Source organism: Photorhabdus africana (assembly GCF_035181445.1).
In the GTDB taxonomy this organism is placed as follows: domain Bacteria; phylum Pseudomonadota; class Gammaproteobacteria; order Enterobacterales; family Enterobacteriaceae; genus Photorhabdus; species Photorhabdus laumondii.
The window spans coordinates 31,278-42,924 of sequence record NZ_JAXBVE010000038.1; the positions used below are offsets into that span (position 1 = coordinate 31,278).

Genomic DNA, 11,647 nt, shown 5'->3' on the forward strand with positions numbered 1-11,647 from the left:
CCTGTTATTTAAGCGGAGAGATTTATTAACCACATAGTCAGTGCCAACTTACATTGCAAATAGAGCGAGCTATAACATAGCGTTTCAGCTTCTGTGTCCGTATCCCATAATTTCTGGTTGATAGCCACTAATTGGTTATCCAACTGTTCCGGCTCACTAGAATATTCGATCGTCTGCTGAATCAAAGTCAGTACTTGCTTTAAGCCATCTCGACCGTCTGATAAGCCGGCCAGCCAACATTCCTCTTGCTCCTGCCAATGGGCTAATATCGACGTAAGTACCGAAGGCAATGGCTGCTGCATATCAATTTCCACCTGGGTTGAAGGCCAAACTGCTTTTGGTTTTCCCTGAGCTAATTGATAACCACGGGCCGCTTTGCTTCTATTTCCTTGCCGCAAGCCATTTGATTTTGCCAACTCAACCGCCAATGCTAATACATCGGCTACGATCCCTTGCTTTAACTCCAGTTCAAACTCACAGATTGGCTCCTTGCGATTCGCTGCAATAATTTCTCCCTGATCAAGCACCACTTCAATCTCACTTTGTCCATAAGTCACCACCCACTTCTCACGCATAAAGTCAGTACTGAATAACGCATTCAAACGGGATTGCAATGCTTCCACATCACAGTTGTCAGGCCAGATGTGCGGTGGAAACAGAGTCAATGCCAGTTCCGGCTTTGCCAATGGCACATTATATTCCGGTCGCTGATGCAAACCGCCAACCACCTTACCAGCTGTTTTAACCGTCATCTCATATTGATCATCAAAACCACGGATCCGCAACCCCATATCAAGACCACGCAGTTGATTATCCAGCGTTTCAAAATAGATATTGGTCAATTTTTGGGGAGAAAAATAGTCATGAGGAAATAACAATAATTGCTGGCGAATTGTAGGAATAACTTGTAGTTTGGCGATAAGTTTTAATTCAATTTCTACACTCATATCTACACCGTTGATGGCAATCTTTGCTCTCATCTTACCTTGATTTCGCTTTTTGCCACGATGAGTAAGAAAAAAATTAAAATTTTTCTTTTCTGCAAGTTATGATAGTCATTAACAGGAAATGCTTCGTTCAACAGATAACAAGCCCCGTATTCAACCAATTAGCAGAATGTCATTTTGGTTTACTGATTGCTCTAGCAAACTTAACTCTTTACTATCAAATTCTAAACTCACCATAGATAAAAAACGGTTGAAATTACAATGCGAAAACTACATTTACTTCTCACGGCGTTAATGAGCCTCAGCTTTTCGCTCACTACCCACGCGGAAGGAAAGCGCTATGTATCTGATGAGTTATCTACCTACACACACGCCGGGCCAGGTAACCAGTATCGTATTGCCGGTACACTGAATGCCGGTGATGAAGTCACATTGGTAAACATCAATCGGGATAGTAATTACGCTCAAGTTAAAGATGATAAAGGCCGCCTTGTCTGGCTACCCGTTAACCAACTCAGTAATAAACCAAGCCTACGCATCCGCCTCCCAGAGTTGGAACAGGAAGTGAAAACATTGACAGAGAAACTAGCCAATATAGACAATAACTGGAATCAGCGCACTGCCGACATGCAACTGAAGGCTGCCAATAGTAGTAGCATTGTTGCAGAACTGAAAAAAGAGAATGAAAGGTTAAAAAACAAACTGACAGTAGCAGAGAAAAAGCTTGATGCTGCAAATCTGCAACTTGATGACAAACAACGTAATATCATTCTGCAATGGTTTATGTACGGCGGTGGTGTTGCAGGCGCTGGTTTAATCTTTGGGCTATTACTGCCACATATGATCCCTCGCCGTAAGCGTAATGACCGTTGGATGAGTTAATAAGGAACATGTTAGGTGAGAGTCTATCTGGTTGGCGGCGCAATACGTGACCGACTGCTAAATTTTCCTGTAAAAGAGCGGGATTGGGTCGTTGTGGGTGGAACATCAGAAGCACTGTTATCTCTAGGATATCAGCAAGTTGGCAAAGATTTTCCGGTGTTCCTGCATCCCCAAACCCATGAAGAGTATGCCTTAGCACGCACTGAGAGAAAATCCGGCCTGGGATATATGGGTTTTACTTGTTATGCAGCGCCGGATGTCACACTGGAAGACGATTTGCAGCGTCGTGATCTGACAGTTAATGCGATCGCTCAAACACCCGCGGGTAAACTGGTCGATCCTTATCATGGTGTTGATGATTTGAACAATCGTATTCTACGCCATGTTTCTGACGCTTTCTCTGAAGATCCGCTAAGGATATTACGAGTCGCTCGTTTTGCCGCTCGTTTCGCCCATTTAGGGTTTACCATCGCGCCCGAAACACAAGCATTAATGTCAAATATGGCAACCAACGGCGAGTTATCAGTACTCACACCAGAACGTGTCTGGAAAGAGACCGAGAAAGCCCTTGCTAGCCCTTCCCCTCAGGTCTTTTTTCAGGTTTTACGTGATTGTGGTGCATTGGCAGTGTTGTTTCCTGAAATTGATAATTTGTTTGGTGTTCCCGCACCAGAGAAGTGGCATCCTGAGATTGATACCGGTATTCATACGTTAATGGTGCTGAAAGTAGCGACTGAATTAACAGATGAAGTCGATAGTCGTTTTGCTGCTCTATGCCATGATCTTGGTAAAGGGCTGACGCCACCAGAACAGTGGCCTCACCATTATGGACATGGGCCAGCAGGCGTTAAGTTAGTTGACCAATTATGCCAACGTCTGCGTGTTCCTAATTCTGCTCGTGATTTGGCAAAACTGGCTGCTCAATATCATGATTTAGTGCATACCGTCACTCAATTGCGGCCAAAAACATTACTTAAATTGTTTGATGCTGTTGATGCATGGCGTAAGCCTCAGCGAATAGAGCAATTAATTATCATCAGTGAAGCCGATGCGCGGGGTCGTACCGGTTTTGAAGATACACCCTATCCACAAGGTGATTATCTGCGACAGGCATTCAAAGTCGCCAGACAAGTTCAGGTAAAAAATATTGTAGACAGTGGATTACGTGGTGCTGACATTGGTTATGAGTTACGACGTCAGCGTCAGCACGCATTGGCGCAATGGAAACAACAAGACGATACAGCTCAAGACAATACTGTTACCTGAAGCATCCCCTGATATCAAACACTAGGCAATATTTGAGTTAAATTGATATCAGGGGGAACCATTCACTACATAAATACCCAGTAAACAGCGGCTGCCACAATAAAGCGGTAGATAGCAAATGGGATAAAAGATATACGCTTAATCAATGCCAGAAAAGTTTTAATAGCGACTAACGCGACAACAAATGCAGTAACAAAACCAACAGCAAACATTGGGATATCAGAAGCGCTCAAAAAATGCAGGCTCTTATATAAATCTAATCCACTTGCTCCCATCATCATCGGTACAGCCAAAATAAACGAGAATTCTGATGCAGTATAACGATTAACCCCCATCAGCATTCCACCAGAAATTGTCGCGCCTGAACGGGAAAATCCCGGCCATAAAGCCAAACACTGAAAACAGCCAATCATAAAAGCTTGACGATAAGTAATATCATCCAGCCCTTCTGCTTTTGGTGTTTTAGGTTTCAAGATTTCTGCTGTAATTAGCAACACACCACCAATAACCAAGGCGTACATCACGCTTTGTGGGTTAAACAGTGATTTGATGACATCGTGGAACATCAACCCAAGTGTCACCGCAGGTAGCATTGCCAAAATAATATGACTCAGTTTCAGTTTGCCATTGGTTTTACCTTCATGAGGAACTTCACCAAAGTGGATGCCAATGAGCCCAAACAAGCGACGCCAAAACACCACTACCACAGCAAGGATAGACCCAAGCTGGATAATAACTTCAAATGTTTCAGCTTTATCGCCAGTAAATCCCAACATATGGCCAACAATGATCATATGGCCGGTAGAGGAAACAGGAAGAAATTCAGTTAGCCCTTCAACAACACCAAGAACCGCTGCATGAAACAAGGTAGAAAGGTCAGTCATATAGAGAGGTCGCCCATTAATAAATACCCGAAACAAGTAGCATGGAATAACCCCAGCTACCATTATTCCCATTGTCATTAATCAATTAACATGATTATCAAGCCTGGCACTACTGCACACCAGTCTATGTAAGAACAATGACAATAATATGGCAGCTGAATTCACTACTGATCAGATTATTTTTTTCTTTCAATAATAACACCCACTTGGCGAGCCTGCGCGACAGCACCCGGTTTACTCACTTTTATCCGTACCCACGGCGAATTAAAGCGTTTTAACAGCAGATCCGCTACCTCTTCCGCCACTCTTTCAACCAGAGCAAAATTCTGATTTTCTACATGACTGATAATCGCTTCGCTAACTTTAGCATAATCCAGACAATATTCGACATTATCACTGGAGGATGCGCGTTTATTATCCCATCCCATTTCGATATCGAACACTAACTTCTGTTTAATGGTCTGTTCCCAGTCGTAAACACCAATTGTGGTAACAACGACTAACTCCTCAATAAATACGATATCTATCACGTCATTTTCCTGTTTTTCAACTTGTCGGATACCACTTCCGACTAAATATGCGTATTATCCATGACTAGACTAAGAAAACGACCATTATTATGGGGAGACATTATGAGTGCTATCGCGCTTGGTATGATCATCTTCGCGTATCTTTGCGGTTCAATTTCCAGCGCAATACTTATTTGTCGTCTGGCTGGGCTACCTGATCCTCGTCAACATGGCTCAGGCAACCCAGGCGCGACAAATGTATTGCGAATTGGTGGCCGCAGTACTGCGGCAATAGTACTAATTTGTGATGTCCTAAAAGGGATGATCCCCGTCTGGTTGGCTTATCAACTCTATGTTCCCCCTTTCTATTTAGGAATTACAGCAATCGCTGCTTGTCTCGGCCATATTTACCCGATCTTTTTCCAATTTAAAGGCGGTAAAGGTGTCGCAACTGCTTTTGGTGCTATTGCGGCAATTGGTTGGGATCTGACAGGTTTGATGATGGGCACCTGGCTGCTGACCATATTACTGAGTGGCTATTCTTCTTTAGGAGCCATTGTCAGTGCCTTGATAGCACCATTTTATGTCTGGTGGTTTAAACCCGAATTTACTTTTCCCGTAGCCATGCTCTGCTGTCTGGTGTTACTACGTCACCATGATAATATCCAGCGCCTGTGGCGCGGCCAAGAAAATCGTCTCTGGAACAAGCTAAAAAAGAAAAAAGAGATGCCCGAAAAAGAAAAAAACCGAACAGAAAAAGAGCAAAGAAAAGAAGATTAACAACAAGGCTGGATAAAGACCCGCAACTCATTGAGTTACTGGTCTTTTATTTTCATTATATCAAGAAAATTTATAATGGAGGTAATTCCGACAATGGCCAGCGGGCTTTGACTGTCACGCCAAGTGAATCATTCACCTCTCCTTTTAGGCGGATCATGCCAGCAAGCGCAATCATGGCGCCGTTATCTGTACAGAATTCAGGACGCGCATAAAATACTTCGCCACCCAATTTTGCCATGACTTCTTCCATTTTAATACGCAATGTTCGGTTGGCGCTGACACCACCAGCCATCACTAGTCGCTTGAATCCGGTCTGCTCAAGCGCTCTTTTACATTTAATCGCTAATGTATCAACTACCGCGTCTTCAAAAGCGCGGGCAATATCCGCTCTGGTCTGCTCATCATCGCTGTTGCTATGAATAGTATTAGACGCAAAAGTTTTCAATCCTGAAAAACTGAAATCCAGCCCAGGACGATCTGTCATCGGGCGAGGAAATACAAAACGCCCAGCTTCTCCCTTCTGAGCCATTCTAGAGAGTACCGGACCCCCTGGATAATCCAATCCCAGTAACTTAGCTGTTTTATCAAATGCTTCACCAGCGGCATCATCTATTGATTCACCAAGCAGCTCATATTTACCGATGCCCGTCACACTAATAAGCTGTGTATGACCACCAGACACCAGCAAAGCCACAAACGGGAATTCAGGACTGTTATCTTCCAGCATTGGAGCGAGTAAATGCCCTTCCATATGATGAACAGGAATCGCAGGAACATCCCAAGCAAACGCTAGGGAACGGCCAATCGTCGCCCCCACCAACAACGCACCAACCAGACCAGGACCTGCTGTATAAGCCACCGCATCAATGTCTTTACAAGTTAATCCTGCCTCTTGCAAAGCAGCTTGAATTAAGGGCACTGTTTTGCGGATATGGTCACGTGAAGCCAATTCAGGCACGACACCACCGTAATCAGCATGCAGTTTAATCTGACTGTATAATTGATTTGCCAATAAACCAGCTTCGTCGTCATAAATTGCGATTCCGGTTTCATCGCAGGACGTTTCTATACCTAAAACTCGCATTACACTACCTATATTCCACAGAAGAGAACCAGTTTATCATTAATAAGCTAATTTGCGCGGCTTACATGCTGACTATTTTTGCTGCTTAGTCTATAATCACCCCTCTACATAAAATCCCTGTGTGGTTATCATCAATACTACGGAACTGATTTGCAGATCACCGTCGTAGTGTTGTTGTTTCAATTTGCTGCGGCGCTTTACAAAGCCGTGTTCATTGAAGTAAAATTCCGCACCATTTTAAGATGGCTGGCATCCCACGCCAGCAAGACCGATTTCTATTGAGGTGAGAGGCACATGCCGGTAATTAAAGTACGTGAAAACGAGCCATTCGACGTAGCATTGCGTCGCTTTAAGCGTTCCTGCGAAAAAGCAGGTGTATTAGCAGAAGTTCGCCGTCGTGAATTCTATGAAAAACCAACGACTGAACGTAAACGCGCTAAAGCTTCTGCTGTAAAACGTCACGCTAAGAAGCTGGCTCGTGAAAACGCACGCCGCACTCGTCTGTACTAATCCTTGCGGTTGATCCGCATAGTGATTGAATTTGCAGACAATAGTAGTTGCAGATAAAGGCCGTGCTTTCCGAAAGGGAGCGCGGCTTATTGTCGTTCATCAACAGGCGTAAAAAGGGCTTATGGCTGGACGAATTCCGCGCGCATTTATCAATGATTTATTAGCTCGTACCGATATCATCGATCTAATCGATGTTCGTGTGCCACTTAAAAAACAGGGTAAAAATCACCACGCGTGCTGTCCATTTCATAACGAAAAGACACCTTCGTTTACTGTTAATGGCGATAAACAGTTTTATCATTGCTTTGGTTGCGGAGCTCACGGCAACGCCATCGATTTTCTGATGAATTACGATAGACTTGAGTTTGTCGAATCCATCGAAGAATTAGCTGCTATGCATGGTCTGGAAGTCCCTTATGAAGCAGGTTCCAGTAGCAGTCAGATAGAACGTCACCAAAGACAAAACCTTTATCAACTGATGGATAAGCTTAACAGCTTCTATCAAAATGTATTAAACACTCCCGCTGCACAACAAGCCCGGCAATATCTGGCTCAGCGGGGGCTTAGTGAAGAAATTATCCACCGTTTCTCGATTGGTTTCGCTCCCGCTGGTTGGGACAACACCTTGAAGCGGTTTGCTCATAATGCGGAAGATCGTCGACAGTTAAACGACGCTGGAATGCTGGTCGCAAATGATAATGGCCGTACCTATGACCGCTTCCGCGAACGAATAATGTTTCCAATCCGTGACCGTAGAGGGCGCGTAATTGCATTTGGTGGACGTGTTCTGGGAGATGCACTCCCAAAATATCTCAACTCACCAGAGACTGAAATTTTCCATAAAGGCCGCCAGCTATATGGCCTCTATGAAGCACAACAAAATCACAGTGACCTTTCACGATTATTAGTAGTTGAAGGTTATATGGATGTGGTAGCACTGGCGCAGTTTGGTATCGATTATGCAGTTGCCTCACTAGGTACTTCGACTACATCGGAACATATTCAATTACTTTTCCGCGCTACTGATAACGTCATCTGTTGTTACGATGGTGACAGAGCCGGGCGTGATGCAGCATGGCGGGCATTGGAAACAGCGCTCCCTTATCTGAATGATGGTAGGCAGTTACGTTTTATGTTTTTGCCTGATGGTGAAGATCCTGATTCACTAATCCGTAAGGAAGGCCGGAAAGCATTTGAACAAAGAATGGAACAATCTCATACATTGTCTGAATTTCTGTTCGAATCATTATTGCCACGAGTTGATTTGAGTAATCCTGAAGGGAAAACAAAACTCAGTTCACTTTCCGTACCATTGATCAACCAGATTCCGGGGGAAGTTCTGCGTCTCTATATGAGACAAGAACTTGGCAATATGATGGGCATCCCTGATGCAGTGCAGTTGGAACGTTTATTGCCGCAGCATCTGGAAAGTGGGAATAATTATCAGATGCCGCAGCTAAAACCGACAACTATGCGTATACTTATAGGACTATTGGTACAAAACCCACACTTAGCCGCTTTAGTTCCCCCCCTACAGGGAATTATGCAGGCCAAAATTGCAGGCTTACCATTATTTATGGAGCTTGTGGAGGTTTGTCTTACTCAGCCAGGGCTGACAACTGGACAACTGCTAGAACAATATCGTGATAATAAATTTAGTAAACAACTTGAAAAATTAGCTACATGGAACGATATACAAGTAGAAGAAATAGCAGAAAATACATTTCGTGATGCATTGGATCATCTTGTTGATTCAGCGTTAGAAGAACGTTTAGACATTCTTATCGCCAGGGCAAGAACTGAAGGCCTGACACCGGAAGAGCGCGAAGAAGTTCGCTTGATTAATGAATCCCGTGCCAGAAAATAAACACTGAATTCACGGCTTAACTGCCGCATTAGGTAGGGAAATAACCCTACATTTTGCCGCTATAAGTGGGCAGCGGCAATATAACGAAAACGCCCTTAAAAGTTATTGTTGGCAGATTAGTTTCGCCGACCGACACCAACCCAAATACTCTGAAGTGTGGATACCGTCTTATGGAGCAAAACCCGCAGTCACAGCTAAAGCTACTTGTCACCCGTGGTAAGGAGCAAGGCTATCTGACCTATGCTGAGGTCAATGACCATCTGCCGGAAGATATCGTCGATTCCGATCAGATCGAAGATATCATCCAGATGATCAATGACATGGGCATTCAGGTAATGGAAGAAGCACCTGATGCCGATGATCTGATGCTAGCAGAAACCGCTAACGACACAGATGAAGACGCTGTGGAAGCTGCTGCACAAGTACTGTCTAGTGTTGAATCTGAAATCGGTCGCACCACCGACCCGGTACGTATGTACATGCGTGAAATGGGTACCGTTGAGTTATTGACCCGGGAAGGTGAAATTGACATTGCTAAACGCATTGAAGATGGCATCAATCAGGTTCAGTGCTCTGTTGCTGAATACCCTGAAGCAATCACCTACTTACTGGAACAATATGACCGTGTGGAAGCCGGTGAGGCTCGCCTGTCAGATCTCATCACTGGTTTCGTTGACCCGAACGCAGAAGAAGAACTTGCACCTACTGCCACCCACGTTGGTTCTGAACTTCCACAGGAAGAGCTCGATGATGATGAAGACGACGATGATGAAGACAGTGATGACGATAGTGATGATGACAACAGCATCGATCCAGAATTAGCGCGCCAGAAATTCCAAGAACTGCGACAACAGTATGACATCACCCGTCAGGAAATTAAGGAAAACGGTCGCAATCATCCAAATACTGCGGCCGAAATCTTAAAACTTTCAGAAGTTTTCAAACAGTTCCGTCTGGTGCCAAAGCAGTTTGACTATCTGGTCAACAACATGCGTTCTATGATGGATCGCGTTCGCCTTCAAGAACGCCGGATCATGAAAATGTGTGTTGAGCAGTGCAAAATGCCGAAGAAGAACTTCATCACTTTGTTCTCCGGTAATGAAACCAGTGACATTTGGTTTACTGCTGCAAAAGCAATGAACAAACCGTGGTCTGAAAAACTCCTTGAGGTGGAAGAAGAAGTACAGCGTAGCCTGCAAAAACTTCGTCAAATTGAGGAAGAAACCGGTTTAACCATTGAACAGGTGAAAGATATCAACCGTCGTATGTCCATCGGTGAAGCAAAAGCCCGCCGAGCGAAAAAAGAGATGGTTGAAGCCAACTTACGTTTGGTTATTTCAATTGCAAAAAAATATACCAACCGTGGCCTGCAATTCTTGGATCTGATCCAAGAAGGCAACATTGGCCTGATGAAAGCGGTTGATAAATTTGAATATCGTCGTGGTTACAAGTTCTCAACTTACGCCACATGGTGGATCCGTCAGGCAATTACACGATCAATTGCCGACCAAGCTCGTACCATTCGTATACCCGTTCATATGATTGAGACAATCAACAAACTCAATCGTATTTCCCGCCAAATGTTGCAGGAAATGGGGCGTGAACCAACGCCGGAAGAGCTGGCAGAACGTATGTTGATGCCGGAAGACAAGATCCGTAAGGTACTAAAAATTGCCAAAGAACCTATCTCAATGGAAACGCCAATCGGTGATGATGAAGATTCACATTTAGGTGATTTCATTGAAGATACAACGCTGGAACTGCCGCTGGATTCTGCAACCTCAGAAAGCCTGCGCTCAGCAACCCACGATGTCTTGGCAGGTTTGACCGCCCGTGAAGCAAAAGTACTGCGTATGCGTTTCGGTATTGACATGAATACTGACCATACATTGGAAGAAGTCGGTAAACAGTTTGACGTTACCCGTGAACGTATCCGCCAGATCGAGGCGAAAGCACTACGTAAACTACGTCATCCAAGCCGTTCTGAGGTTCTGCGTAGCTTCCTTGATGAATAATCAATTTTATTCATTCTGACTAAAAAGCGTCTGCTCCGGCAGACGCTTTTGTTTTTTATATCGGCGATACTCTAAATCCTCTGACAATATGGTATTTATGCAGAAATATCATCACAGGTTCCTCTGATATAACTCAATTAACATTCTCTTTAGCCGATAGATAAAAAAGTCGTTTTCCATCTGGTGATTAAAGAAGAATGAAAGAAATATGATTATCATTCAAATAATCATGTATATACCCTATGGATTTCAAGATGCATCGCGACGGCAAGGGAGCGAATCCCCGGGAGCATAGCAAACTATGTGACCGGGGTGAGTGAGTGCAGCCAACAAAGAGGCAACTTGAAAGATGACGGGTATAAAATAGATTTTTATCGGAATAACATATGACCAGATGGTGCAAAATCGTTTCTGAAAAATTAATCCAGTAACGGATAAAAACGTTAAATAGACCATAAAAACAACTAATCTATATCACTCCCTATTTTCACTACTTACTAAAAACACAATTTTGAACATAAAATGATCATACGAATTTACAAAGCTAGACCGCGAGCAAAACTGTACGTATAATCCCTCACATTCAACGGCCCCTTAGCTCAGTTGGTCAGAGCAGGCGACTCATAATCGCTTGGTCACTGGTTCAAGTCCAGTAGGGGCCACCAGATTTTAGCTGTTAAATCAGTACATTAGGCCACTCAAACAAGAGTGGCTTTTTTGTTTCTGGTAGTCAGTGGCGACAAAATGGCGACAGAGATTTTTTCATAAAACCATTGCCTGGATAAAAACACACTAGGGGCTGTTGATGTTTTAAAGTCATTATTCAATCAACCCACATCGGCAACCAGACAATGATGAATGCGAGTGCCACCATACTGGTATAATTCCGTTCAAGTTTATCGT

General features: G+C 43.9%; 10 protein-coding genes and 1 tRNA gene. 7 read left to right on the forward strand and 4 right to left on the reverse strand.

Going from position 1 to position 11,647, the window contains the following annotated elements; translation table 11 throughout:
• Positions 1-8: 8 nt before the first annotated feature.
• The gene (locus SLS51_RS18195; protein WP_323840046.1) at positions 9-947 is read right to left on the reverse strand and encodes a CYTH domain-containing protein; all 939 of its coding nucleotides are present in this window, start codon (positions 945-947) and stop codon (positions 9-11) included.
• 261 nt (positions 948-1,208) lie between these two features.
• Here SLS51_RS18195 and SLS51_RS18200 point away from each other — a divergent pair, with 261 nt between their 5' ends.
• Positions 1,209-1,829 carry a TIGR04211 family SH3 domain-containing protein gene (locus tag SLS51_RS18200; protein WP_323840047.1) on the forward strand — a complete coding sequence of 207 codons (621 nt, stop codon included), beginning with the start codon at positions 1,209-1,211 and terminating at the stop codon, positions 1,827-1,829.
• A gap of 15 nt (positions 1,830-1,844) precedes the next feature.
• Positions 1,845-3,095 (forward strand): multifunctional CCA addition/repair protein, encoded by a 1,251-nt coding sequence (locus SLS51_RS18205; protein ID WP_323840048.1) that lies wholly within the window; start codon positions 1,845-1,847, stop codon positions 3,093-3,095.
• Between the two features lie 65 nt (positions 3,096-3,160).
• Here SLS51_RS18205 and bacA read toward each other — a convergent pair whose 3' ends face one another.
• The gene (bacA, locus tag SLS51_RS18210; RefSeq protein WP_323840049.1) at positions 3,161-3,979 is read right to left on the reverse strand and encodes an undecaprenyl-diphosphate phosphatase; all 819 of its coding nucleotides are present in this window, start codon (positions 3,977-3,979) and stop codon (positions 3,161-3,163) included.
• Positions 3,980-4,155: 176 nt separating this feature from the next.
• Entirely contained in the window at positions 4,156-4,506 is a 351-nt protein-coding gene (gene folB, locus SLS51_RS18215; protein WP_323840055.1) for a bifunctional dihydroneopterin aldolase/7,8-dihydroneopterin epimerase, read from the reverse strand.
• Between the two features lie 105 nt (positions 4,507-4,611).
• Here folB and plsY point away from each other — a divergent pair, with 105 nt between their 5' ends.
• Positions 4,612-5,268: a glycerol-3-phosphate 1-O-acyltransferase PlsY gene (gene plsY, locus SLS51_RS18220; RefSeq protein ID WP_323840050.1), complete on the forward strand. Its 657-nt coding sequence runs from the start codon at positions 4,612-4,614 to the stop codon at positions 5,266-5,268.
• Positions 5,269-5,338: 70 nt separating this feature from the next.
• On the opposite strand, the gene tsaD is transcribed toward plsY, so the two are convergent.
• On the reverse strand, positions 5,339-6,352 hold the full coding sequence (gene tsaD / locus SLS51_RS18225; RefSeq protein WP_323840051.1) for a tRNA (adenosine(37)-N6)-threonylcarbamoyltransferase complex transferase subunit TsaD: 1,014 nt from the start codon (positions 6,350-6,352) through the stop codon (positions 5,339-5,341).
• A 294-nt stretch (positions 6,353-6,646) separates the two neighbouring features.
• Between tsaD and rpsU the strand changes: the two genes are divergently transcribed.
• From rpsU to SLS51_RS18245, 4 genes are all read left to right on the forward strand, one after another.
• A complete protein-coding gene (gene rpsU, locus SLS51_RS18230; RefSeq protein WP_001144069.1) occupies positions 6,647-6,862 on the forward strand; it encodes a 30S ribosomal protein S21 in 216 nt (71 codons plus the stop codon).
• Between the two features lie 121 nt (positions 6,863-6,983).
• On the forward strand, positions 6,984-8,729 hold the full coding sequence (dnaG, locus tag SLS51_RS18235; protein WP_323840052.1) for a DNA primase: 1,746 nt from the start codon (positions 6,984-6,986) through the stop codon (positions 8,727-8,729).
• A 170-nt stretch (positions 8,730-8,899) separates the two neighbouring features.
• Positions 8,900-10,744, forward strand: a complete 1,845-nt coding sequence (gene rpoD, locus SLS51_RS18240) for an RNA polymerase sigma factor RpoD (protein ID WP_323840053.1) — start codon at positions 8,900-8,902, stop codon at positions 10,742-10,744.
• Between the two features lie 588 nt (positions 10,745-11,332).
• Positions 11,333-11,409, forward strand: a tRNA-Ile gene (locus SLS51_RS18245).
• Positions 11,410-11,647 lie beyond the last annotated feature (238 nt).

Bases quoted from the DNA above. Each gene is read 5' to 3' on its own strand.
- SLS51_RS18195 (WP_323840046.1), bottom strand. From the start codon at position 947: ATGAGTGTAGAAATTGAATTAAAACTTATCGCCAAACTACAAGTTATT.
- rpoD (WP_323840053.1), top strand. From the start codon at position 8,900: ATGGAGCAAAACCCGCAGTCACAGCTAAAGCTACTTGTCACCCGTGGT.
- SLS51_RS18200 (WP_323840047.1), top strand. From the start codon at position 1,209: ATGCGAAAACTACATTTACTTCTCACGGCGTTAATGAGCCTCAGCTTT.
- plsY (WP_323840050.1), top strand. From the start codon at position 4,612: ATGAGTGCTATCGCGCTTGGTATGATCATCTTCGCGTATCTTTGCGGT.
- dnaG (WP_323840052.1), top strand. From the start codon at position 6,984: ATGGCTGGACGAATTCCGCGCGCATTTATCAATGATTTATTAGCTCGT.
- rpsU (WP_001144069.1), top strand. From the start codon at position 6,647: ATGCCGGTAATTAAAGTACGTGAAAACGAGCCATTCGACGTAGCATTG.
- tsaD (WP_323840051.1), bottom strand. From the start codon at position 6,352: ATGCGAGTTTTAGGTATAGAAACGTCCTGCGATGAAACCGGAATCGCA.
- bacA (WP_323840049.1), bottom strand. From the start codon at position 3,979: ATGACTGACCTTTCTACCTTGTTTCATGCAGCGGTTCTTGGTGTTGTT.